Genomic DNA, 23,261 nt, shown 5'->3' on the forward strand with positions numbered 1-23,261 from the left:
TTAGCGATAAGCCATAATAATATCAGCATTAGCGATACCCCAGCTCCGTCATCATTAAACAGACTTTTGACGAGGTATGATAAGGCGTCATTTATCCTTATCAGGAGTTAAAAAATATGTCGACGGATGCTGATGCTCACAAAGTGGGCTTAATCCCCGTCACCCTTATGGTGTCGGGGAATATTATGGGTTCCGGTGTATTCCTGCTACCCGCAAACCTTGCGTCAACTGGCGGGATTGCAATCTACGGATGGTTGGTCACGATTATCGGTGCTCTGGCACTGTCGATGGTGTACGCCAAAATGTCGTCCTTAGACTCCAGTCCCGGTGGTTCTTATGCTTACGCCCGCCGTTGCTTCGGTCCTTTTTTGGGCTACCAGACCAACGTGCTGTACTGGCTGGCCTGCTGGATTGGTAACATCGCCATGGTGGTCATTGGCGTCGGTTACCTGAGCTACTTCTTCCCCATCTTAAAAGATCCGCTGGTCCTGACGCTGACCTGCGTCGTAGTGCTGTGGATCTTCGTATTACTGAACATTGTCGGACCGAAAATGATCACCCGCGTGCAGGCCGTCGCAACGGTACTGGCACTGGTGCCAATTGTCGGGATTGCCGTCTTCGGTTGGTTCTGGTTCCGCGGTGAAACCTATATGGCGGCCTGGAACGTCAGCGGCATGAACACCTTCGGCGCAATTCAAAGCACTCTGAACGTCACCTTGTGGTCATTTATCGGGGTGGAAAGCGCCTCCGTTGCGGCTGGCGTGGTTAAAAATCCCAAACGTAACGTACCTATCGCCACCATGGGCGGCGTGCTGATTGCCGCTGTTTGCTACGTGCTCTCCACCACCGCGATCATGGGTATGATCCCTAACGCGGCGCTGCGTGTATCAGCCTCTCCGTTCGGTGATGCCGCACGTATGGCGCTGGGTGACACCGCTGGGGCGATTGTTTCCTTCTGTGCTGCTGCCGGGTGTCTTGGTTCTCTGGGCGGCTGGACGCTGCTTGCCGGGCAAACCGCCAAAGCCGCAGCCGATGACGGCCTGTTCCCACCGATTTTTGCCCGCGTGAACAAAGCCGGTACGCCAGTGGCCGGGTTAATTATTGTCGGCATCCTGATGACCATCTTCCAGTTCAGCAGTATGTCGCCGAACGCAGCGAAAGAGTTTGGTCTGGTCTCTTCGGTTTCCGTTATTTTCACCCTGGTGCCGTATCTGTACACCTGCGCCGCGCTGCTGCTGCTCGGCCATGGCCACTTTGGTAAAGCACGCCCGATGTACTTACTGGTGACCTTTATCGCCTTTGTCTACTGCATCTGGGCGGTTGTCGGTTCCGGCGCCAAAGAAGTGATGTGGTCGTTCGTCACGCTGATGATCATCACCGCGCTGTACGCACTGAACTACAACCGGATCCATAAAAACCCGTATCCACTGGATGCCCCGGTAAACAATAACTAACTTAAGCAATCGTCATTGCCCGATGGCGTCAGTTCATCGGGCCTACGCTGCCTCGCTGATATTCGAAAAATCAACATTAAGAACTTAAGGTTGGCTTAATTTTACTTTGAGAGGATTTGCGCCACATAGTCGATGGAACCCCCTTAATGTTAAAGCTCTTGTTTAAAAGGCCCACTCTCGGGCTAATCAGCTGGCTCCTGCTGATCTCATTTTATCTTGCGACCTTCCTGAACATTGCGTTCTATAAACAAGTGCTGCAAGACCTGCCTCTGGACTCTGTGCGTAACGTGCTGGTGTTTTTATCAATGCCGGTGGTCGCGTTCAGCGTCATGAACATCGTGCTGACGCTGGCCTCATTCCTGTGGCTTAATCGCCTTGTGGCGTGCATTTTCATTCTGGTTGGTGCATCGGCCCAATATTTCATCATGACCTACGGCATCATCATCGACCGCTCGATGATCGCCAATATGATGGATACTACGCCCGCTGAAACCTTCGCCCTCATGACGCCACGAATGGTGCTTACACTTGGGATCAGCGGTATTCTGGCCGCGCTCATTGCCTGCTGGGTAAAAATCAAACCGATCACGCCAGTCATGCGCAGCATACTGTTTCGTGGCGCGAACATTCTGATCTCCGCGCTGCTGATCGTGCTGGTCGCTGCGTTCTTCTATAAAGATTACGCCTCACTGTTTCGCAACAACAAAGAACTGGTGAAATCCCTCAGTCCATCCAACAGCATTGTGGCGACGTCATCCTGGTATTCACACCAGCGACTGGCCCACCTGCCGCTGGTACGCATTGGCGAAGATGCACATCGCAATCCGTTGATGGTAAAAGAAAAGCGTAAAAACCTGACGATTGTGGTTCTCGGCGAGACCTCGCGCGGCGATAACTTCTCGCTGTCAGGCTACTCGCGCCTGACCAACCCGCTGCTGGAAAAAGATGATGTGGTCTATTTCCCCCGCACCACATCCTGCGGAACGGCAACGGCAGTATCAGTACCCTGCATGTTCTCGGATATGCCACGCGCGCACTACGACGAAGAACTGGCACAGCATCAGGAAGGCGTACTCGACATCATTCAGCGGGCGGGAATTAACGTTCTGTGGAACGATAACGACGGCGGCTGCAAAGGGGCTTGCGACCGGGTTCCACACCAGAATATGACTAAGCTGAACCTGCCAGGGCAGTGTATTGACGGTGAATGCTACGATGAAGTCCTGTTCCACGGGCTGGAAGAGTACATTAATAACCTGCAAGGCGACGGCGTGATTGTGCTGCATACCATCGGCAGCCACGGCCCGACCTATTACAACCGCTATCCTGCGCAGTTTAAGAAATTTACGCCAACCTGCGATACCAACGAAATCCAGACCTGTTCGCAGCAACAGTTGGTCAATACTTACGACAACACCATTCTTTACGTTGACTATATTGTTGATAAAGCAATCAATATACTGAAAGAACACCAGGATAATTTCACCACCAGCCTGGTCTATCTTTCCGATCACGGCGAATCCTTAGGGGAAAATGGCGTCTATTTGCACGGCCTGCCGTATTCGATTGCACCAGATACGCAAAAACATGTGCCGATGCTGCTGTGGCTCTCCGAGGATTATCAGCAACGCTATCAGGTCTCTCAGACATGTTTGCAAAAACGGGCAAGCTCAGAAGATTTCTCACAGGATAATCTCTTCTCGACCCTGCTGGGATTAACGGGCGTACAAACACAGAAATATCAGGCGGCGGATGATATTCTGCAACCCTGCCGGGGAGGCTAAACGAATGAAAATTCTGATTGTTGAAGACGATACGTTGTTATTACAGGGACTGATACTCGCCGCGCAAACAGAAGGCTATGCCTGCGACGGCGTATCAACGGCCCGTGCAGCGGAGCAATGTCTGGAAACCGGACATTACAGTCTGGTTGTTCTGGACCTGGGTTTACCGGATGAAGACGGCCTGCATTTCCTCAACCGGATCAGGCAGAAAAAATACACCGTGCCGGTGCTTATTCTCACCGCCCGTGACACACTCAAAGATCGGGTCAGCGGGTTGGACGTGGGCGCCGATGACTATCTGGTCAAACCGTTCGCACTGGAAGAGCTGCACGCCCGCATCCGGGCGCTGCTGCGTCGTCACAACAATCAGGGTGAAAGTGAATTAATTGTCAGCAATCTGACGCTGAATATCGGTCGTCGCCAGGTGTGGATGGACGGACAAGAGGTTATCTTAACGCCGAAAGAATACGCGCTCCTGTCACGCCTGATGCTCAAAGCGGGCAGCCCGGTACACCGGGAAATTTTGTATAACGACATCTACAGCTGGGATAACGAACCGTCGACCAATACGCTGGAAGTGCACATTCACAATCTGCGCGATAAAGTCGGTAAATCACGCATCCGCACGGTCAGGGGATTTGGCTATATGCTGGTCGCCACTGAGGAAAGCTAAGTGAAACCGCTGCAATATCTAAAACAACCGCTCCCGCTTCGTCATCGCCTGATGCTGACGATTGGTCTTATTCTGCTGGTCTTTCAGTTGATTAGCACCTTCTGGTTGTGGCACGAAAGTACCGAACAAATACAGTTATTCGAACAGGCGCTACGCGAAAATCGTAATAACGATCGCCACATCATGCATGAGATCCGCGAGGCTATCGCCAGCCTGATCGTCCCCGGCATCTTTATGGTCAGCCTGACATTGCTGATTTGCTATCAGGCAGTGCGACGAATAACCCGCCCGTTGGCAGATCTGCAAAAAGAGTTAGAAGCGCGAGCAGCCGATAACCTGGCCCCAATTGAAATTCACAGCTCAACCGTTGAGATTCAGGCCGTTGTCTCAGCGCTCAACGAGCTAGTGACACGGCTGACCAGCACTATTGAAAACGAACGCTTATTTACCGCCGATGTCGCCCACGAACTGCGTACACCGCTGTCAGGCGTTCGCCTGCATCTGGAATTATTATCCAAAACCCATAAGGTCGACGTTACGCCGTTAATTGCCCGCCTTGACCAGATGATGGACAGCGTATCGCAACTGCTGCAACTCGCCCGCGTCGGACAGTCGTTTTCAGCCGGGAGTTACCAGAATGTCAAACTGCTGGAGGACGTTATTCTGCCCTCCTACGATGAACTCAACACCATGCTGGACCAACGTAAACAGACGCTGCTCCTGCCACAAAGCGCGGCGGACGTTGTCGTGCGTGGCGATGCTACGCTGTTGCGGATGCTGCTACGAAATCTGGTGGAAAACGCGCATCGTTACAGCCCGGAAGGCACCCATATTACGATTATCCTGAACACCGAGCATGATGCCGTCCTGGCCGTCGAAGATGAAGGGCCGGGCATTGATGAAAGTAAATGCGGGGAGTTAAGTAAAGCATTCGTCCGAATGGACAGCCGTTTTGGTGGGATTGGGCTGGGGCTGAGCATTGTCAGTCGTATCACCCAGTTACATCAAGGGCATTTCTATCTGCAAAATCGCCAGGGAGCCAGCGGCACTCGCGCATGGGTGGAATTGGCGAAAAATCAGTAAGAGCTCACCCACACATACAAAAAGCTGCTGACAATCAGCACACTGCATACGGTGGTCAAACTTTCATAAATACGGGTTTTCATGACACTCTCCTCCGAAACTATGGAGGAGAGTTTGCCTGACACAGATTAAGCCAACCTTAAGTCGATATCATAAGACACCTTATCCGGCCTACGAAAGTACAACGCTGCCCGTAGGCCTGATAAACGTAGTGCCATCAGGCAATAACACGAATGTCCAGGCCATGCGCCGGATGGCGGCTAGCGCCTTATCCGGCCTACTGAGTACAACGCTGCCCGTAGGTCTGATAAACGTAGTGCCATCAGGCAATAACACGAATGTCCAGGCCATGCGCCGGATGGCGGCTAACGCCTTATCCGGCCTACGAAAGTACAACGCTGCCCGTAGGCCTGATAAACGTAGTGCCATCAGGCAATAACACGAATGTCCAGGCCATGCGCCGGATGGCGGCTAACGCCTTATCCGGCCTACTAAGTACAACGCTGCCCGTAGGTCTGATAAACGTAGTGCCATCAGGCAATAACACGAATGTCCAGGCCATGCGCCGGATGGCGGCTAGCGCCTTATCCGGCCTACTGAGTACAACGCTGCCCGTAGGCCTGATAAACGTAGTACCATCAGGCAATAACACGAATGTCCAGGCCATGCGCCGGATGGCGGCTAACGCCTTATCCGGCCTACTGAGTACAACGCTGCCCGTAGGCCTGATAAACGTAGTACCATCAGGCAATAACACGAATGTCCAGGCCATGCGCCGGATGGCGGCTAACGCCTTATCCGGCCTACTGAGTACAACGCTGCCCGTAGGCCTGATAAACGTAGTGCCATCAGGCAATAACACGAATGTCCAGGCCATGCGCCGGATGGCGGCTAACGCCTTATCCGGCCTACTGAGTACAACGCTGCCCGTAGGCCTGATAAACGTAGTGCCATCAGGCAATAACACCGTTACTCTTCAATACGCGGATGCTGCTGCACCAGACGCGTGCGCTTAACCTGTAGCTCAGCAATTTCCTGATCGATATCTTCGATTTTCTGTTCAATGTTATCGTAGTGTTCGCCGAGGATCTCTTTCGCTTCCTGAATATCCGAAGCAGCAGGTGTCGCGCCTTTCAGCGGCTGATTAGCCGTCTCTTTCATGGTCACGCCGGTAATCAAACCTACTACCGCAATCACCATCAGATAATAAGCAGGCATCATCAGATTCTGCGAGCTTTCCACCAGCCATGCGGCCAATGTCGGAGTCAGACCGGCGATTAATACCGAGATATTAAACGCGGCGGCCAGCGCACTGTAGCGAATATGCGTCGGGAACATCGCCGGTAACGTTGACGCCATCACCCCGGTAAAGCAGTTGAGGATCACCGCCAACATCAACAATCCGGCGAAAATCAGGCCGATGACGTTACTGTTAATCAGAATAAATGCCGGAATCGCCAGCACAAACAGCGCAATACTGCCCATGATCACAAACGGACGACGCCCGAAGCGGTCGCTGAGCAAACCCATAATCGGCTGCACAAACAGCATACCAATCATGATGGCGATAATAATCAACACGCCGTGGTCTTCAGAGTAATGCAGGTTATGCGACAGATAGCTCGGCATATAGGTGAGCAGCATGTAGTAGGTGACGTTGGTGGCAATCACCAGACCAACACATGCCAACAGGCTGCGCCAGTGCTTAGTTGCAATCTCTTTAAACGAGACCTTAGGACCTTCCTGCAGACCCTGACGATCGCCCTGCTCCAGTTTATCCACGTGCTGCTGGAACGCCGGCGTCTCTTCCAGCGCATGGCGCAGGTACAGACCAATCAGCCCTAACGGTAGCGCCAGGAAGAACGGAATACGCCAGCCCCACTCAAGGAAGTTATCCTCGCCGACGATAGTTGAGATCAGGACCACCACGCCCGCGCCCAGCACAAACCCGGCAATCGAGCCGAAGTCCAGCCAACTGCCCATAAATCCGCGCTTACGGTCTGGCGAGTACTCTGCGACAAAAATCGATGCCCCGGTATACTCTCCGCCGACCGAGAACCCCTGCGCCATCTTACACAGCAACAGCAGAATCGGTGCCCAGATACCAATTGAGGCATACGAGGGAATAAGGCCGATACAGAAGGTACTGATCGACATAATCACAATGGTGATAGCGAGTATCTTCTGGCGACCATATTTATCGCCAAGCATACCGAAGAACAATCCGCCAAGCGGTCGAATCAGAAAGGGAACAGAGAAGGTGGCGAGTGCGGCAACCATCTGCACGCTGGGGTCAGCCCCCGGGAAGAACACTTTACCTAATGCGTAAGCAACAAATCCATAAACACCAAAATCGAACCACTCCATCGCATTACCTAACGACGCTGCGGTAATGGCTTTTCGCAATTTACCGTCATCAATGATGGTAACGTCGCGCAGCGTTATTGGTTTTATTTTTTTCCTTTTTAGCATGCTCGTCCTCATAGACTTAGCCCTGTCACGCTCCAGTTCGAGTCCCCCAACGCCCATGCGTCAGGGTCATCACCGAGCGGGGAACGCACAGGCGCATTCCCTGTAACAAGCGTAGCAGGTTTACTTACACTGACGAGAAACGCACAGTACAACCGAACCTGTTGACGCCTGATTGGGCGGTTAATGACCTCTTTACCCTAACAGCGTTTAAATTTGTGATCAACTTCACATATAGTTTTTCATTTCGTCAACATGCGTAAATTAGGTCATTCTTAGTCAGCTTTTTTACATGTAATGCTTGCGATTTAATGACAATTAAATACAAAAATAAATCGCTTTATTGCACCAACAATCACAGCGGTCACTATTATTCTGCTAGCAAAAAAACCACCTAATCCCTTCACAAAAAGATCACAGCTTTTTTAATAATCAGAGCGACCGAGAACTTTTACTCGGAATATGTGATGAAGATAACTAAAACATCGTTTTATTTTGATTGAATCAATGTTCCCATGAATGCAAACTAATTCCAGACGCAATATCCCTGGGAGCAGCAACACGCTCAACGTATGCCGCGTTAGATTTTATAAAACAAAGAGATAGCGATTTTCTTTGTTAAGAAACACCAATAACCATTTGAATTTATTAATTTTTACCCTCTTGCGCGAGTTTTAGCAGCGACAAGACATGAGGACGTTTATGAAAATTAAAGCCACGATTGAACGCATCCCCGGCGGAATGATGTTGATTCCTCTGTTATTAGGCGCAGTGTTAAATACGTTAGCCCCGGATACCGGTGCGTATTTCGGTTCGTTTACCAAAGGAATGATCAGCGGAACGGTACCGATTCTGGCAGTGTGGTTTTTTTGTATCGGCGCATCTATTGATTTACGGGCGACCGGTACGGTATTACGCAAGTCCGGTACGCTGGTAATAACCAAAATAGCCGTAGCGTGGGTAGTGGCAATGATTGCTGCTTCATTTATTCCTGATACCGGTATTCAAACCGGGTTCTTTGCAGGCCTCTCAGTTTTGGCAATTGTCTCCGCAATGGACATGACCAACGGTGGTTTGTACGCCAGCCTGATGAACCAGTACGGCACCAAAGAAGAGTCCGGCGCATTTGTGTTGATGTCTCTGGAATCCGGTCCGTTAATGACCATGGTGATCCTCGGCTCCGCGGGTCTGGCCTCCTTCGAGCCACACCATTTCATCGGCGCGGTATTACCGTTCCTGATTGGTTTTACGTTGGGCAACCTGGATCACGACCTGCGTTCTTTCTTCAGCAAAGCCACACCGGTGCTGATCCCGTTCTTCGGCTTCGCGTTGGGTAACACTATTAACCTGAGCGTGATCGTTGATACCGGTCTGCTGGGTATCCTGCTGGGTGTCGCGGTTATCGTCATCACCGGTATTCCGCTGATTATTGCTGACCGTGTTATTGGTGGCGGGAACGGTACGGCAGGCGTCGCAGCCTCCTCAGCAGCAGGTGCTGCGGTAGCAAACCCGGTGATTATCGCCCAGATTAACCCGGCGTTCGAACCGGTTGCCGCATCCGCTACGGCGCTGGTTGCCGCCAGCGTAATTGTCACCGCCATTCTGGTGCCGATTATCACCGCGCTGTACGCCAAACGTTTTAATAAAAACCTGGTCGCCAACGAAGCAGTGGCCACCCCGGCAGACTCTCTGCACCACTAAACCTGCCTTTATCCTACTCACCAGCCCTGCTCAATTGACGAGCAGGGTCGGTGCAAAAATCTCCTCAACCATCGCATCGACCAGCCGCTTTGCCGAACACAATCGCGGCATTCCCAGCGCCACATTTTGCCAACGCTGCGTCACCGACCAGCTCACAGGATGACGTTGCGCATCGCACCAGCTCCCCAGCCAGCTCAGCATATCGTTATACTCGCCCGATCCGCCGACAGCTGGCGTGCTGAGCCAATGATGATAGTAATGACGCGTAGCGGGCGCTGCATTCACGCTGTCCGCCAATGCCTGAGCAGCCATGGTTCGCAGGTTGTCTTTTAGCATTAACACCACATCGGCATTCGCTAACCGGCAGGCATCACCAAAAGCTCCCCAACGTAGCTCCTCCAGCGCAACAAAACAGCGTCCTGGTAACGACCAGCCGTCATACGCGCCAGCCCGCCAGCGGGTAAAAATTTGTTCGCTATGCTCGCCCGCCTGAACCGTCAGGCCGCGCTGGGTCAGCGCCTTCTCTTTATACGCCGCGCGTTGGGTAAACCAATCAGTCAGTGAATTTATTTGCTGTAAAAGACCGGGGGTTGAAAGCCCACGCGGGTGTTCTGTTTGTTGCAAAAATATTAGCCCTTCGGCGATCCGTACCAGCGCCAGATGACCCGGGTCAATCATGCCTGCCAGCTTCTCCACCAGCTTAAGGCGCATCACCAGATGTTCGCTGGACACTCCTGCCATCACCCACGCACGCAGTTGCGTCTGGGATAACACCTCCTGCGTCAGACGCGCGCGCAGCCGCTGCTGCTGTTGCAGAAAACCGCCGGAACGTTTGGTTTCATCTCCCTGAACCAGATCGACCATAAACTTCGGGTAGACACACTCCAGCGTCCTCCCGGGGCCTTCCAGTAAAACGTTAGTCATGTGTGCTCGGTTGCAAAAAGGGTATTGATATCGTCACGCAGCAAACGGGAATCTTCATAAAGCCATGCCGCAATCGTAATGCGCTGCTGCAATTGCTCATTCATTGCATTCACCGCGGATTCATTTTGTTGGCGTAGCGTCAGACTCTCACTCAGACTCGCCTGCAATTGCGCCAGGCACAGAGAGAAATCAGCAAAAAATGTGGCCATGCCAGCCGTAACGGAGATATCGACCTGAGCAGCTAAAGCTTTACGAATTTGTTGGCAAAACTGGGAGACGTACTGCACAAGATTCTTATGCAATGCGCCCATATCTATGAGATAACGCGTTTTTGTTTCGACGTAATCATTCCATCCCCAGTTGGGTTGATTTAGCCAACGAGAGAAAGTGTCACGCACCACACCGCCAGTAGACGGCGCATTTTCTGCCGGAATATCCTGCTCAATGGCCTCGTTAAACAATTGGCGGGTATTGAAATTAAACATCGCCGTATGGAACGCTGGAAAACGGATCCGCGCACGAAAACCGGCGTGGTTTAGCTCCTCCTTCACCCTTTGCTCAATTGGCCGCATCGCGTCATTTAGCGCCCGGGAGAGCGTCGACTCAAGCTGTTCAAAACGCAGGGCTAAGTCCCGGCTGATGCTTTCCTGCGCCGCCAGCAATACCCCCTCACAGGACGAGCGAATTTTATCTAACACAATTTTCGCCTGCCCTTCATCATGCAACACCAACATCTCTCCGGCCATTTCTGCCGTATTCACAGCATTCCCCAGACCGTGTTGTGACATCATCAGGACGTTTTCTTTGACAAAGAACGTGTTGATACCGCAAAGAATCTCGGTTTGTTGCTCACTGAGATAGGCAGCAGCAGCCTCCAGCGCCAGTTCTACTTCATGGCTGACTTCATCGCTCACCCGCCCCTGGCTCACTTCTAACTGCTGCATATCCTCTTCAATATGCGTGATGTTCAGCCGCAGTTTGTCATAGGCGACCGTTAACCCATGGGCGCGAAATTCCAGATATTCGTGCACGCTTTGTGCATAGTTCAATAACTTATGTGACGCTGAGCGAAGCGCATACAGCGAAGCATTAGCATAAGCGGCATGGATCACTTTCTGGATCGGCTGTTCAAACAGCGAGTCTTCCCACAACAGGTCGGCGGCATGGCGGATGTGTTCCGTATCGTCAAGATCGGTGGTGCGCCAGCGTCTGCCAAGCGCCGCTTCGGCAAAATCCTGCACCCAACGTTGCTCCTGATGATCCGGCAGTCGCCCGCGCGTCGTCAGCTCATGACGCGCCCTGTTTGCCAGATAGCCCCACATTGAGGAGACCGGATAAATTCTTTCAGGGGAGATTCCGCCTTGCATCAACGTGCCGGAAATCAACGCCCGCACCTGCTCTTCATCGTCACTGTTGCGATCTTTCTGATCGAACTTGTTCACCAGCGCATACAGCGGTACTGACTTGCCGACCGCCATAATCGCCTGACGCACTTCCTCATCGGAAATCGATTTCAGTTGGGTGTAATCCAACACCGCCAGCACCGCAGAGGCCCGCACCAACTGTTCATTGAGCATTTTTTGTAAGTGCGGTTGTCCCGCCTCGTTCGGCCCCGGGGTATCCAGCAGCGTTAATTGCCCTGGGTAGCTTGCCTGTCCGGCCAAATGGACAAATTCAACCTCAATAACCGGAATATGCTCAATCGCGGCATAGGCGGCAAAAGGAAAATCAACGTCCAATGCTTTTGACAGGCGCACCAGGTCGTTGAGGCTTTTAAGGCAATGGAAAATAGGCTGTGCACCAAGATAATACCGTTCAAATGCCACACCATTTTCAATATGTTGCAGCAGAACATTCATATCCTTGTCAATTTCCAGGGTCTGCGTAAGACGCAGGCGATCGCACTCGCGCACGCGCTGCTGCAAAACCTTCATTAAGGCATCGATCGGCGCGACATGTGAAAAATGCAGCACCGGCTCTTTCTGCCCCGGCGTATGGCGTATTAGCGTTGGTAACGCCGTCATGGGGCGATTACGATTAGGTAAAACTTCTGTACCTACAATGGCGTTAATCGTCGTCGATTTTCCCGCTTTCATCGTGCCAACAATCGCCAGCACCATTTCCAGACGCGTAATCTTGCGCAGCTCATTATTGAGCGTTGCTTGCTGGACATCCATGCCACGCGCGCTGAAATGCAGGGGCTGAACAACCTGACTGCTATGCTCTCCTTGTTTTAGCGCGACATCATCCAACGAGGTCACGGGCAATTTTTGCAATTGCCTGAGATGTTCAAGCGAGAGCATCAGCAAGCGTTCCGCTTCCTGACTTAATTCATATATTGTCTGTGTGTGCATGGAAAATTTTTCCTTAACGCAAATGGCATTGCTTTTATTTAGCCCAATCGTTTTATTTATAGATTTTTTGGCTTTTATAATTACGTATAGAAATAATTAAAATCAAAACAACCAATTGATATTATTAAAATAAATTTGGTGTATAACCGCTGGCCGATGCCTCTCACTTATGAAAATAAGTAAGAAAGATAAACAGCGTAGTTCAGTTTTAAAAAATGCCAGCGGAATCCCCCTACTAAATTTAAGGGGTTCAATGATATTCAATCACAATGACTTAGGCATTTCTAAGCAATGTTACCTATGAATATCAGATATTTCGCCTCACCTTATCTTAAATATCTAAGCGTAGCAATTTCCCTTAAAAAATATTCCGCCATACTTTCATTGAGGTGAAAGCAGAGGGTCTTTACAGCAGATCATTTTGCGTAATCACGCAGTAGTCCCGACAAAAGCAGGGATTTTATGTATAATTGCGGCCTTTTTCGGCAATCTGCCATTTTTTGGGCGCATTTGCCCCTGCTGACTTTTGAGGAAATCCACATGTCATTACCACACTGCCCGCAATGCAACTCCGAATACACTTACGAAGATAACGGCATGTTCATCTGCCCGGAATGCGCTCACGAATGGAACGATGCTGAACCGGCGCAGGACAGCGACGAACTGATCGTTAAAGATGCCAACGGCAACCTGCTGGCTGACGGCGACAGCGTTACCGTCGTGAAAGATCTGAAAGTAAAAGGTAGCTCTTCCATGCTGAAGATCGGTACCAAAGTGAAAAACATTCGTCTGGTTGAAGGCGACCACAACATCGATTGCAAAATCGATGGCTTTGGCCCAATGAAGCTGAAATCTGAGTTTGTGAAAAAGAACTGATGCAATTTGCCTGATAGCGCGACGCTAATCAGGTCAACACCAGCTCTTCTGCCAGGCGGGAAGCTCATACTTCCCGCCTGGTTTATTTTTGCAGACGCTAACTACACTTAATTGGCTTCTTTTACCTGAGGTAAAGATTATGCCGTTAAGTCCCTATATCTCCTTTGCAGGCAACTGCGCTGACGCTATCGCCTACTATCAAAAAACGTTAGGCGCTGAGCTACTCTACAAAATCAACTTCGGTGAAATGCCCAAATCGGCGCAGGATAGCGAAGATGGTTGCCCTTCAGGCATGAAATTCCCCGATACAGCCATCGCCCACGCCAACCTGCGCGTTGCGGGTAGTGACATCATGATGAGCGATAGCGCCCCGGACGGAAATGCTCACTACTCTGGCTTTACGCTGGTGCTCGACACGCAAAACGTCGATGAAGGCAAACGCTGGTTTGATAACCTGGCAGCAAACGGAAAAATCGAAATGGACTGGCAGGAAACCTTCTGGGCCCACGGTTTCGGTAAAGTGAGCGACCAGTATGGCGTGCCGTGGATGATCAACGTCGTCAAACAACAGCAACCCCCTACAGAGTAATCCAACGGGAGGCCAGCCCTCCCGTACTGTCATCAAATAGCGCTCAACTCTTCATCGTCGAGTAACCATCCCTTAACGAAAACGTCACATTAATCCGCCACGATGGGGCCACTTTTTTAGGGAGGCCGCATCATGCAAACGATTATTCGCGTCGAGAAACTCTCCAAGTCCTTCAATCAACATCAGGCGCTCAATGCGGTTGATCTGAACATCTGTTCCGGTGAGATGGTGGCTCTGCTTGGGCCGTCTGGCTCCGGCAAATCCACCCTTTTACGTCATTTAAGCGGTTTGATCACCGGTGATAAATCCCCCGGTAGCCGCGTCGAGCTGCTGGGCCGCACCGTTCAACATGAAGGCCGCCTGGCGCGCGATATCCGCAAAAGCCGCGCCCACACCGGCTACATCTTCCAGCAGTTCAATCTGGTGAACCGCCTGACGGTGCTGGAGAACGTCCTTATTGGCGCGCTCGGCAGCACGCCATTCTGGCGTACCTGTTTTAGCTGGTTTAGCCAGGATCAAAAACAGCGTGCATTACAGGCGTTGACCCGCGTGGGCATGGCGCACTTTGCATACCAGCGCGTTTCCACGCTTTCGGGCGGTCAGCAGCAGCGTGTCGCAATCGCCCGCGCACTGATGCAGCAGGCCAAAGTGATCCTCGCCGACGAGCCGATAGCCTCGCTGGACCCGGAATCCGCCCGCATCGTGATGGACACCCTACGCGACATAAACCAGACCGACGGCATCACCGTGGTCGTCACGCTGCATCAGGTGGATTACGCCCTGCGCTACTGCGAACGCATCGTCGCGCTGCGCCAGGGCAACGTCTTCTTTGATGGCAGCAGCCAGCATTTTGATAACGATCGTTTTGACCATCTCTACCGCAGCATGAACCGCATCGAACAGAGCGCGCAGGCTGCCTGACATCCCCACAATGAGGAATGGAAATGAGTTATAGAACAATTGCCGCGCTGGCCTTCACCAGCATGTTTAGTCTCAGCACACTGCTCACCCCGGCCCATGCCGAAGAGCAGGAAAAAGCGCTGAACTTTGGCATTATTTCGACCGAATCACAGCAAAATCTGAAGCCGCAGTGGGAACCGTTCCTGAAGGACATGGAAAAATCACTGGGCGTGAAAGTGAACGCCTTCTTCGCCCCGGACTACGCCGGGATCATCCAGGGAATGCGCTTTAACAAAGTTGATATCGCCTGGTACGGCAACCTCTCGGCAATGGAAGCGGTGGATCGCGCTAACGGACAAGTGTTTGCCCAGACCGTCGCCGCCGACGGATCCCCGGGTTACTGGAGCGTGTTGATCGTTAACAAAGACAGTCCGATCAATAACCTGAACGATCTGATCGCTAAACGTAAGGATCTGACCTTCGGCAACGGCGATCCTAACTCAACGTCAGGCTTCCTCGTCCCCGGCTACTACGTCTTCGCCAAAAACAACATCTCCGCCAGTGACTTCAAACGCACCGTTAACGCCGGACACGAAACCAACGCGCTGGCCGTCGCCAACAAGCAGGTCGATGTCGCCACCAACAACACCGAAAACCTCGACAAGCTGAAAACTTCCGCGCCGGAAAAACTGAAAGAGCTGAAGGTTATCTGGAAGTCACCGCTGATCCCGGGCGATCCGATCGTCTGGCGTAAAAACCTTTCCGAAACCACCAAGGACAAGGTGTACGACTTCTTTATGAATTACGGAAAAACACCGGAACAGAAAACCGTACTGGAACGCCTGGGATGGGCACCGTTCCGCGCCTCCAGCGATCTGCAACTGGTGCCGATTCGCCAGCTGGCGCTGTTTAAAGAGATGCAGGGTGTGAAGGACAACAAAGGGCTGAACGAGGAAGAGAAAACCAGCAAAACCTCGGTGCTGAAAGCGCAGCTCGATGACCTTGACCGTCTGACCGCCGCACTGGGCGCTATGACCAGCGTCACCAAAGCGGTGCAGTAACCCTGGTGCCCAAATTGTAGGCCTGATAAGCGCAGCGCCATCAGGCAATGCAAAGGATTACATGCCGGATGGCGGTGCCAGCACCTTATCCGGCCTACAACAGACCCGAAACATCGACACCCAGGAGCTAAACATGCAAACCATCACCGTCGCCCCGCCCAAACGTAGCTGGTTCTCGTTGCTGAGCTGGGCCATTCTTCTCGCCGTACTGGTAGTCTCGTGGAAAGGTGCCGAAATGGCTCCGCTCACGCTAATCCAGGATTCCGGCAATATGGCGACCTTCGCCGCCGACTTCTTCCCGCCGGACTTCAGCCAGTGGCAGGACTATCTCGGTGAAATGGCCGTCACTCTGCAAATTGCCGTCTGGGGTACCGCCCTCGCCGTTGTACTGTCGATTCCCTTCGGCCTGATGTGTGCCGATAACCTGGTCCCGTGGTGGATTTACCAGCCGATGCGTCGCCTGATGGACGCCTGCCGCGCCATCAATGAAATGGTCTTCGCCATGCTGTTCGTGGTCGCCGTCGGGTTAGGCCCATTCGCCGGGGTGATGGCGCTGTTTATCCACACTACCGGGGTACTCTCCAAGCTGCTTTCCGAAGCAGTAGAAGCTATTGAGCCAGGTCCGGTAGAAGGCATTCGCGCCACCGGTGCCAACAAAATTGAAGAGATTCTGTACGGCGTTCTGCCACAGGTCATGCCGCTGCTTATCTCCTACTCGCTGTATCGCTTTGAATCCAACGTTCGCTCGGCCACGGTGGTCGGAATGGTGGGTGCAGGCGGTATTGGCGTGACCTTATGGGAAGCGATTCGCGGCTTTCAGTTCCAGCAAACCTGCGCCCTGATGGTGTTAATCATCGTCACCGTCAGCCTGCTGGATTTTCTTTCCCAGCGTTTGCGTAAGCACTTTATCTGATTAGCGAGGCATTGATTGCTATGCACTTGTCTACACATCCGACCAGTTATCCAACGCGTTATCAGGAAATTGCCGCGAGACTTGAGCAGGAGCTACGTCAACATTATCGCTGCGGTGACTATCTGCCCGCCGAGCATCAGCTTGCCGCGCGCTACGAGGTAAACCGCCACACCCTGCGCCGCGCCATTGACCAGTTGGTTGAACGCGGTTGGGTTCAGCGTCGTCAGGGCGTCGGCGTGCTGGTGCTGATGCGCCCGTTCGATTACCCGCTTAATGCCCAGGCGCGCTTTAGTCAGAATCTGCTGGACCAGGGCAGCCATCCCACCAGCGAAAAACTGCTGGCGGTGCTGCGTCCGGCCTCCAGCCACATTGCCGATGCGCTCAGCATAAACGAGGGCGATAACGTGATTCACCTGCGCACCCTGCGCCGGGTTAACGGCATCGCACTGTGCCAGATCGACCACTATTTTTCCGACCTCTCGCTGTGGCCGCTGCTGCAAGGCTTCAACAGCGGTTCGCTGCATGACTACCTGCGCGAACAGTCCGGTCTGAGGCTGCTACGCACGCAAACGCGCATCAGCGCCCGCCGTGCGCAGGCCAAAGAGAGCAAGGTGCTGGAAATCCCCAATATGGCGCCGCTGCTGTGCGTGCGCACCCTGAACCACCGTGAAGGCGAAGAACACGCGGCGGAATACTCCGTCAGCCTGACCCGCGCCGACATGATCGAATTCACTATGGAGCACTGAATGCATTTCGATACCGCCACCCGCCAGCGCTGGATGCGCGCGCTGGCATACAGCAATGCCGATGTCCTGAACGCCCGCATCACCGCGCTCAAGCTGACGCCGGACTATGAACTTATCCGCGCTCCGGAAAGCGGACTGATGCAGATCCAGGCCCGTATGGGCGGTACCGGCAACCGCTTCTTTGCCGGTGACACCACCCTTACCCGCGCAGTGGTACGCCTGAAGAGCGGCACGCTGGGTTACAGCTACCTGCTGGGACGCAATAAACAACATGCCGAGCAGTGCGCGGTGATTGACGCACTGCTGCAGGAACAAACGCATTTCCAGAACCTAATGGAAACCTTAATTGCCCCGCTGGAAGCGGAACGCGATGCGCTGATTAACGCACGCCGTGCCGAAGTCAACGCCAGCCGGGTCGACTTCTTCACGCTGGTACGCGGAGATAACGCATGACCTTACAGACCGCTTTTAATTTACCCGTTCAGGATGCTCAGCAGAGCTTTCGTCGCCTGCTGAAAGCCATGAGCGAACCGGGCGTAATCGTCGCCCTGCATCAACTGAAACACGGCTGGCAGCCGCTGGGTCTGGCGACCACCAGCGTGCTGCTGACCCTGGTCGATGGCGACACGCCGGTCTGGCTGGCGCCGTCGATGGATAACGATATTGCCCGCCAGAACCTGCGTTTTCATACCAACGCGCCGCTGGTGGATCAGCCGCAGCTGGCGGCCTTTGCCGTCGCCGACGAGCGCATCAGCAGCGAACAGCTTAACGCCCTCTCCGCCGGTTCAGCCGTCGCGCCAGAGACCAGCGCCACGCTGATTGTGCAGGTCGCAGGCTTAAGCGGCGGACGTATGCTGCGTCTGACCGGTGCGGGCATTGCCGAAGAGCGCATGATCGCGCCACAGCTGCCGGAATGCCTGATTCACGAACTCACCGAACGCCCGCACCCGTTCCCACTGGGGGTCGATTTGATCCTCACCTGCGGCGAACGCCTGCTGGCTATTCCGCGAACCACCCATGTGGAGGTGTGCTGATGTACGTCGCCGTCAAAGGGGGCGAAAAGGCGATAGCCAACGCCCACGCCCTACAGGAAAACCGACGCCGGGGCGATGAGACCATTGCTGAACTGAGCGTGGCACAAATCGAACAGCAGATGAACCTGGCCGTTGACCGGGTGATGACCGAAGGCGGCATCGCCGACCGCGAACTGGCGGCGCTGGCGCTGAAGCAGGCCAGCGGTGATAACGTCGAAGCCATCTTCTTGCTCCGCGCCTACCGCACTACGCTGGCAAAAGTGGCGGTCAGTGAACCGGTTAACAGTGCAGAAATGCGCCTTGAGCGCCGAATCTCGGCGGTCTACAAAGATATTCCCGGCGGGCAACTGTTGGGACCAACCTATGATTACACCCATCGCCTGCTGGATTTTACCCTGCTGGCCAATGGCGAAACGCCGTCTCTGCGCAGCGCAGACGGCGCGCAGGATGCCTCCCCACACGTCTTTTCCCTTCTGGCCAACCAGGGACTGGCAAAGCGTGAAGAGGATGATGGCGCGACACCCGACGACATCACCCGCACGCCGCCGGTTTACCCCTGCTCACGTGCTTCACGTCTGCAACAGCTGATGCGCGGCGACGAAGGCTATCTGCTGGCGCTGGCCTACTCCACTCAGCGTGGTTACGGGCGCAACCACCCGTTTGCCGCCGAAATCCGCAGTGGCTATGTGGCACTGGAAACCGTACCAGAAGAGCTGGGATTTGCGGTGAACGTCGGCGAACTGCTGATGACCGAATGCGAAATGGTTAACGGGTTTGTCGCGCCAGAAAATGAATCCCCCCATTTTACCCGCGGCTACGGGCTGGTGTTCGGTATGAGCGAACGTAAAGCGATGGCGATGGCGCTGGTGGACCGCGCCCTACAGGCAGCCGAATACGATGAAACGGTCACAGGACCGGCGCAGGACGAAGAGTTCGTGCTGGCGCATGCGGATAACGTCGAGGCGGCGGGTTTTGTTTCGCACCTCAAACTTCCCCATTACGTCGATTTCCAGGCCGAACTGGAACTGCTCAAACGCCTGCAACAGGAGGCCACCTGTGACCACTAACCTCTCCGGCTACAACTTTGCCTATCTTGATGAGCAGACCAAACGCATGATCCGCCGCGCAATTCTGAAAGCGGTGGCAATCCCGGGTTACCAGGTCCCGTTTGGCGGACGTGAAATGCCGATGCCCTACGGCTGGGGAACCGGCGGTATTCAGCTTACCGCCAGCGTGATTGGCGAGCCGGACGTGCTGAAGGTGATTGACCAGGGCGCAGACGACACCACTAACGCCGTGTCGATTCGTAATTTCTTCAAGCGTGTGACCGGAGTGAATACCACTGAGCGTACGGAAGATGCGACGCTGATCCAGACCCGCCACCGCATCCCGGAAACACCGCTGGTGGAAGATCAGATAATCATCTTCCAGGTACCGATCCCTGAGCCGCTGCGCTTTATCGAACCGCGTGAAACGGAAACTCGCACCATGCACGCGCTGGAAGAGTACGGCATCATGCAGGTGAAACTGTATGAAGATATCGCCCGCTTCGGCCATATCGCCACCACTTACGCCTATCCGGTGAAGGTCAATGACCGCTACGTCATGGACCCGTCGCCCATCCCGAAATTCGACAATCCAAAGATGGACATGATGCCGGCCCTGCAACTGTTTGGCGCTGGCCGCGAAAAGCGTATCTATGCCGTTCCACCTTACACCCGCGTGGAAAGTCTCGATTTCGACGATCACCCGTTTACCGTGCAGAGCTGGGATGAGCCTTGCGCCATCTGCGGCTCAACCCACAGCTATCTCGATGAAGTGGTGCTCGATGACAGCGGCAAACGCATGTTTGTCTGCTCCGACACCGACTACTGCCGCCAACAGAGCGAGGCCCTCAGCAAATGACGCAACCGCTGCTTTCAGTCAACAACCTGACCCATCTTTACGCGCCGGGCAAAGGCTTCAGCGATGTCTCTTTTGACCTGTGGCCAGGCGAAGTGCTGGGTATTGTCGGCGAGTCCGGTTCCGGCAAAACCACGCTGCTGAAATCGATCTCTTCCCGGCTGACGCCGCAAAACGGTGAGATTTTGTATCAGAACCGTTCGCTGTACGGCATGAACGAGGCCGACCGTCGCCGTCTGCTGCGCACCGAATGGGGCGTGGTGCATCAGCATCCGCTGGATGGCCTGCGCCGTCAGGTCTCCGCAGGCGGCAATATCGGCGAACGCCTGATGGCCACCGGCGCGCGTCACTATGGCGACATCCGCGCCACCGCTCAGCGCTGGCTGGAGGAGGTAGAGATCCCTGCCTCGCGTATCGACGATCTGCCCACCACCTTTTCTGGCGGCATGCAGCAGCGCCTTCAGATTGCCCGCAACCTCGTCACCCATCCCAAACTGGTGTTTATGGACGAACCTACCGGCGGGCTGGACGTTTCCGTACAGGCCAAACTGCTGGACCTGCTGCGCGGCCTTGTGGTGGAACTGGATCTGGCGGTAGTTATTGTCACCCACGATTTGGGCGTCGCGCGCCTGCTGGCCGACCGTTTGCTGGTGATGAAGCAAGGTCAGGTGGTGGAAAGTGGGTTAACCGATCGCGTGCTCGACGATCCGCATCATCCATATACCCAGTTGCTGGTGTCGTCGGTGTTGCAGAACTGATTTTTTGTTGTGCCGGATGGCGGCTATGCCTTATCCGGCCTACGGAACGGCATCGCTTGTGCCGGATGGCGGCTACGCCTTATCCGGCCTACGGAACGGCATCGCTTGTGCCGGATGGCGGCTACGCCTTATCCGGCCTACGGAGCGGCATTGGTTGTAGGCCTGATAAGCGAAGCGCATCAGGCAATCGAACGCAAAAATGTCTAAAGAGGCTAAAAATGAACGCGATCCGCGTTGAAAATGTCAGTAAAACCTTTGTCCTGCATCAGCAAAACGGCGTGCGTCTACCGGTGCTGCAAAACGCCACTCTGGACGTTAAAAGCGGCGAATGCGTGGTGCTGCACGGTCACTCGGGCAGCGGCAAATCCACATTGCTACGTTCGCTGTACGCCAACTACCTGCCGGATGAAGGACGCATCCACATCCGCCACAGCGATGAATGGGTCGATCTGGTGCAGGCCCCGGCGCGCAAAGTACTGGAGGTTCGCCGTTCAACCATCGGCTGGGTGAGCCAGTTCCTGCGCGTGATCCCAAGGATTTCCGCGCTGGATGTGGTGATGCAACCGCTGCTGGATCTGGGGGTCTCCCGTGAGGAGTGTGCAGCCAAAGCAGCTAACCTGCTTACCCGCCTGAACGTGCCGGAGCGGTTGTGGCACCTGGCGCCGTCGACCTTTTCCGGCGGCGAACAGCAGCGCGTCAACATCGCTCGCGGGTTTATCGTCGATTACCCAATTCTGCTACTTGATGAGCCTACCGCCTCGCTGGACGCCAAAAATAGCGCCGCCGTCGTCGCATTAATTGAAGAGGCGAAAGCCCGCGGCGCAGCAATTGTCGGCATTTTTCACGATCAAACCGTGCGCGACCGCGTCGCGGATCGTCTGCATCTGATGGGAACAACAGCATGATTATCAATAATGTAAAGCTGGTGCTGGAAGATGAAGTGGTGCAAGGATCGCTGGAAATCGAGGGCGGGGTCATTCGCACCTTTGCAGAAAGTCCGAGCAGCCTACCTGAGGCGCTGGACGGCGAAGGCGGCTGGCTGCTACCAGGGCTTATCGAGCTGCATACCGATAATCTCGACAAATTTTTCACCCCGCGCCCAAAGGTAGACTGGCCTGCCCACTCGGCGATGAGCAGCCACGACGCGCTAATGGTCGCCAGCGGCATTACCACCGTACTGGACGCGGTGGCAATTGGCGATGTGCGCGACGGCGGCGACCGTCTGGAAAATCTGGAGAAGATGATCAATGCGGTCGAAGAGACGCAAAAGCGCGGGGTCAATCGCGCCGAGCATCGCCTGCACCTGCGCTGTGAGCTGCCGCATCACACTACCCTGCCGCTGTTTGAAAAACTAGTCAGCCGCGAGCCGGTAACGCTGGTGTCGCTGATGGATCACTCGCCAGGCCAGCGTCAGTTCGCCAATCGCGAGAAGTACCGCGAGTATTATCAAGGTAAGTATTCGCTCACCGACGAGCAGATGGCCCGCTATGAAGAAGAACAGTTAGCGCTGGCGGCGCGTTGGTCACAGCCCAATCGCACGGCGATTGCCCAGATGTGTCGTGAGCGCCAGATTGCGCTGGCGAGCCATGATGATGCCACCCATGATCATGTGCTGGAATCGCACCAGCTTGGCAGCGTGATCGCCGAATTTCCTACCACCTTCGAAGCGGCTGAAGCCTCGCGCCAGCATGGTATGAACGTGCTGATGGGCGCGCCCAACATCGTGCGCGGCGGTTCTCACTCCGGCAACGTAGCGGCGCATAAGCTGGCTGAGCTGGGGCTGCTGGATATTCTCTCTTCCGACTACTACCCCGCCAGCCTGCTCGATGCGGCGTTTCGCGTAGCGGACGACGACGCCAACCGTTTTACGCTGCCACAGGCCATTCGTCTGGTGACCCGCAATCCGGCACGGGCATTAAATCTCGACGATCGTGGCGTTGTTGCCGAAGGCAAACGCGCGGATCTGGTGCTGGCGCACCGCAAAGGCGGCAACATCCATATCGATCACGTCTGGCGTCAGGGCAAAAGGGTATTCTGACT

The 23,261-nt window shown here is 54.2% G+C and carries 22 protein-coding genes; 18 read left to right on the top strand and 4 right to left on the bottom strand.

The window, feature by feature from the left end; all coding sequences use genetic code 11:
* The first annotated feature begins 116 nt into the window (after positions 1 to 116).
* The 4 genes from adiC (at position 117) to pmrB (ending at position 4,994) form a co-directional block, all read left to right on the top strand.
* Complete coding sequence (adiC, locus tag IB222_RS21155; RefSeq protein WP_003031853.1) at positions 117 to 1,454, top strand: arginine/agmatine antiporter; 1,338 nt, start codon at positions 117 to 119, stop codon at positions 1,452 to 1,454.
* A 146-nt stretch (positions 1,455 to 1,600) separates the two neighbouring features.
* Positions 1,601 to 3,238, top strand: a complete 1,638-nt coding sequence (gene eptA, locus IB222_RS21160; RefSeq protein WP_149385123.1) for a phosphoethanolamine transferase EptA — start codon at positions 1,601 to 1,603, stop codon at positions 3,236 to 3,238.
* Positions 3,239 to 3,242: 4 nt separating this feature from the next.
* Positions 3,243 to 3,911, top strand: coding sequence for a two-component system response regulator PmrA (pmrA, locus tag IB222_RS21165; protein WP_003826748.1), 669 nt, complete (start codon positions 3,243 to 3,245; stop codon positions 3,909 to 3,911).
* Positions 3,912 to 3,920: 9 nt separating this feature from the next.
* Positions 3,921 to 4,994 carry a two-component system sensor histidine kinase PmrB gene (gene pmrB / locus IB222_RS21170; protein WP_126957405.1) on the top strand — a complete coding sequence of 358 codons (1,074 nt, stop codon included), beginning with the start codon at positions 3,921 to 3,923 and terminating at the stop codon, positions 4,992 to 4,994.
* On the opposite strand, the gene pmrR is transcribed toward pmrB, so the two are convergent.
* Positions 4,988 to 5,077, bottom strand: coding sequence for an LpxT activity modulator PmrR (pmrR, locus tag IB222_RS21175; RefSeq protein WP_003826741.1), 90 nt, complete (start codon positions 5,075 to 5,077; stop codon positions 4,988 to 4,990). The two genes, pmrB and pmrR, sit on opposite strands and share 7 nt — an antisense overlap.
* 886 nt (positions 5,078 to 5,963) lie before the next feature.
* Entirely contained in the window at positions 5,964 to 7,466 is a 1,503-nt protein-coding gene (gene proP, locus IB222_RS21180) for a glycine betaine/L-proline transporter ProP (protein WP_003826737.1), read from the bottom strand.
* Positions 7,467 to 8,165: 699 nt separating this feature from the next.
* Here proP and kdgT point away from each other — a divergent pair.
* Positions 8,166 to 9,164, top strand: a complete 999-nt coding sequence (gene kdgT, locus IB222_RS21185; protein WP_003826735.1) for a 2-keto-3-deoxygluconate transporter — start codon at positions 8,166 to 8,168, stop codon at positions 9,162 to 9,164.
* Positions 9,165 to 9,194: 30 nt separating this feature from the next.
* Here kdgT and IB222_RS21190 read toward each other — a convergent pair whose 3' ends face one another.
* Both IB222_RS21190 and crfC read right to left on the bottom strand, forming a co-directional pair.
* Positions 9,195 to 10,088, bottom strand: a complete 894-nt coding sequence (locus IB222_RS21190) for a diguanylate cyclase regulator RdcB family protein (RefSeq protein ID WP_148362552.1) — start codon at positions 10,086 to 10,088, stop codon at positions 9,195 to 9,197.
* Complete coding sequence (gene crfC / locus IB222_RS21195) at positions 10,085 to 12,442, bottom strand: clamp-binding protein CrfC (protein WP_003826731.1); 2,358 nt, start codon at positions 12,440 to 12,442, stop codon at positions 10,085 to 10,087. Before crfC ends, IB222_RS21190 begins: the two co-directional genes overlap by 4 nt.
* Before the next feature lie 540 nt (positions 12,443 to 12,982).
* On the opposite strand from crfC, the gene IB222_RS21200 reads away from it, so the two are divergent.
* From IB222_RS21200 to phnM, 13 genes are all read left to right on the top strand, one after another.
* The gene (locus IB222_RS21200) at positions 12,983 to 13,318 is read left to right on the top strand and encodes a zinc ribbon domain-containing protein YjdM (protein WP_003031835.1); all 336 of its coding nucleotides are present in this window, start codon (positions 12,983 to 12,985) and stop codon (positions 13,316 to 13,318) included.
* A gap of 139 nt (positions 13,319 to 13,457) precedes the next feature.
* Positions 13,458 to 13,907 carry a VOC family metalloprotein YjdN gene (gene yjdN / locus IB222_RS21205; protein WP_003031832.1) on the top strand — a complete coding sequence of 150 codons (450 nt, stop codon included), beginning with the start codon at positions 13,458 to 13,460 and terminating at the stop codon, positions 13,905 to 13,907.
* Positions 13,908 to 14,039: 132 nt separating this feature from the next.
* Entirely contained in the window at positions 14,040 to 14,828 is a 789-nt protein-coding gene (gene phnC / locus IB222_RS21210) for a phosphonate ABC transporter ATP-binding protein (protein ID WP_149385127.1), read from the top strand.
* A gap of 23 nt (positions 14,829 to 14,851) precedes the next feature.
* Positions 14,852 to 15,868 carry a phosphonate ABC transporter substrate-binding protein gene (gene phnD, locus IB222_RS21215; RefSeq protein WP_003826724.1) on the top strand — a complete coding sequence of 339 codons (1,017 nt, stop codon included), beginning with the start codon at positions 14,852 to 14,854 and terminating at the stop codon, positions 15,866 to 15,868.
* A gap of 133 nt (positions 15,869 to 16,001) precedes the next feature.
* Positions 16,002 to 16,781: a phosphonate ABC transporter, permease protein PhnE gene (gene phnE / locus IB222_RS21220; protein ID WP_016155398.1), complete on the top strand. Its 780-nt coding sequence runs from the start codon at positions 16,002 to 16,004 to the stop codon at positions 16,779 to 16,781.
* A gap of 20 nt (positions 16,782 to 16,801) precedes the next feature.
* Positions 16,802 to 17,527: a phosphonate metabolism transcriptional regulator PhnF gene (gene phnF / locus IB222_RS21225; RefSeq protein WP_063941252.1), complete on the top strand. Its 726-nt coding sequence runs from the start codon at positions 16,802 to 16,804 to the stop codon at positions 17,525 to 17,527.
* Positions 17,528 to 17,980, top strand: coding sequence for a phosphonate C-P lyase system protein PhnG (gene phnG, locus IB222_RS21230; protein WP_003826718.1), 453 nt, complete (start codon positions 17,528 to 17,530; stop codon positions 17,978 to 17,980).
* Positions 17,977 to 18,561 (top strand): phosphonate C-P lyase system protein PhnH, encoded by a 585-nt coding sequence (gene phnH / locus IB222_RS21235; protein WP_003826715.1) that lies wholly within the window; start codon positions 17,977 to 17,979, stop codon positions 18,559 to 18,561. Before phnG ends, phnH begins: the two co-directional genes overlap by 4 nt.
* On the top strand, positions 18,561 to 19,628 hold the full coding sequence (locus IB222_RS21240; protein ID WP_148362555.1) for a carbon-phosphorus lyase complex subunit PhnI: 1,068 nt from the start codon (positions 18,561 to 18,563) through the stop codon (positions 19,626 to 19,628). The genes phnH and IB222_RS21240 overlap by 1 nt, the downstream gene beginning before the upstream one ends.
* A 46-nt stretch (positions 19,629 to 19,674) precedes the next feature.
* Positions 19,675 to 20,466: an alpha-D-ribose 1-methylphosphonate 5-phosphate C-P-lyase PhnJ gene (gene phnJ / locus IB222_RS21245; RefSeq protein WP_224774781.1), complete on the top strand. Its 792-nt coding sequence runs from the start codon at positions 19,675 to 19,677 to the stop codon at positions 20,464 to 20,466.
* Positions 20,463 to 21,221, top strand: a complete 759-nt coding sequence (gene phnK / locus IB222_RS21250) for a phosphonate C-P lyase system protein PhnK (RefSeq protein WP_003826710.1) — start codon at positions 20,463 to 20,465, stop codon at positions 21,219 to 21,221. The genes phnJ and phnK overlap by 4 nt, the downstream gene beginning before the upstream one ends.
* Before the next feature lie 218 nt (positions 21,222 to 21,439).
* Positions 21,440 to 22,126 (top strand): phosphonate C-P lyase system protein PhnL, encoded by a 687-nt coding sequence (gene phnL, locus IB222_RS21255; RefSeq protein WP_063941249.1) that lies wholly within the window; start codon positions 21,440 to 21,442, stop codon positions 22,124 to 22,126.
* Positions 22,123 to 23,259, top strand: a complete 1,137-nt coding sequence (phnM, locus tag IB222_RS21260) for an alpha-D-ribose 1-methylphosphonate 5-triphosphate diphosphatase (protein ID WP_126319496.1) — start codon at positions 22,123 to 22,125, stop codon at positions 23,257 to 23,259. The genes phnL and phnM overlap by 4 nt, the downstream gene beginning before the upstream one ends.
* Positions 23,260 to 23,261 lie beyond the last annotated feature (2 nt).

Origin of the sequence: Citrobacter sp. C13, from assembly GCF_014596815.2 — a bacterium.
GTDB classification, from domain to species: domain Bacteria; phylum Pseudomonadota; class Gammaproteobacteria; order Enterobacterales; family Enterobacteriaceae; genus Citrobacter; species Citrobacter portucalensis.

Bases quoted from the DNA above. Each gene is read 5' to 3' on its own strand.
- phnE (WP_016155398.1), top strand. From the start codon at position 16,002: ATGCAAACCATCACCGTCGCCCCGCCCAAACGTAGCTGGTTCTCGTTG.
- phnF (WP_063941252.1), top strand. From the start codon at position 16,802: ATGCACTTGTCTACACATCCGACCAGTTATCCAACGCGTTATCAGGAA.
- phnM (WP_126319496.1), top strand. From the start codon at position 22,123: ATGATTATCAATAATGTAAAGCTGGTGCTGGAAGATGAAGTGGTGCAA.
- phnK (WP_003826710.1), top strand. From the start codon at position 20,463: ATGACGCAACCGCTGCTTTCAGTCAACAACCTGACCCATCTTTACGCG.
- IB222_RS21240 (WP_148362555.1), top strand. From the start codon at position 18,561: ATGTACGTCGCCGTCAAAGGGGGCGAAAAGGCGATAGCCAACGCCCAC.
- kdgT (WP_003826735.1), top strand. From the start codon at position 8,166: ATGAAAATTAAAGCCACGATTGAACGCATCCCCGGCGGAATGATGTTG.
- pmrA (WP_003826748.1), top strand. From the start codon at position 3,243: ATGAAAATTCTGATTGTTGAAGACGATACGTTGTTATTACAGGGACTG.
- adiC (WP_003031853.1), top strand. From the start codon at position 117: ATGTCGACGGATGCTGATGCTCACAAAGTGGGCTTAATCCCCGTCACC.
- IB222_RS21200 (WP_003031835.1), top strand. From the start codon at position 12,983: ATGTCATTACCACACTGCCCGCAATGCAACTCCGAATACACTTACGAA.
- phnG (WP_003826718.1), top strand. From the start codon at position 17,528: ATGCATTTCGATACCGCCACCCGCCAGCGCTGGATGCGCGCGCTGGCA.
- IB222_RS21190 (WP_148362552.1), bottom strand. From the start codon at position 10,088: ATGACTAACGTTTTACTGGAAGGCCCCGGGAGGACGCTGGAGTGTGTC.
- crfC (WP_003826731.1), bottom strand. From the start codon at position 12,442: ATGCACACACAGACAATATATGAATTAAGTCAGGAAGCGGAACGCTTG.
- phnJ (WP_224774781.1), top strand. From the start codon at position 19,675: ATGATCCGCCGCGCAATTCTGAAAGCGGTGGCAATCCCGGGTTACCAG.
- eptA (WP_149385123.1), top strand. From the start codon at position 1,601: ATGTTAAAGCTCTTGTTTAAAAGGCCCACTCTCGGGCTAATCAGCTGG.
- pmrR (WP_003826741.1), bottom strand. From the start codon at position 5,077: ATGAAAACCCGTATTTATGAAAGTTTGACCACCGTATGCAGTGTGCTG.
- proP (WP_003826737.1), bottom strand. From the start codon at position 7,466: ATGCTAAAAAGGAAAAAAATAAAACCAATAACGCTGCGCGACGTTACC.
- phnC (WP_149385127.1), top strand. From the start codon at position 14,040: ATGCAAACGATTATTCGCGTCGAGAAACTCTCCAAGTCCTTCAATCAA.
- yjdN (WP_003031832.1), top strand. From the start codon at position 13,458: ATGCCGTTAAGTCCCTATATCTCCTTTGCAGGCAACTGCGCTGACGCT.
- phnL (WP_063941249.1), top strand. From the start codon at position 21,440: ATGAACGCGATCCGCGTTGAAAATGTCAGTAAAACCTTTGTCCTGCAT.
- phnH (WP_003826715.1), top strand. From the start codon at position 17,977: ATGACCTTACAGACCGCTTTTAATTTACCCGTTCAGGATGCTCAGCAG.
- phnD (WP_003826724.1), top strand. From the start codon at position 14,852: ATGAGTTATAGAACAATTGCCGCGCTGGCCTTCACCAGCATGTTTAGT.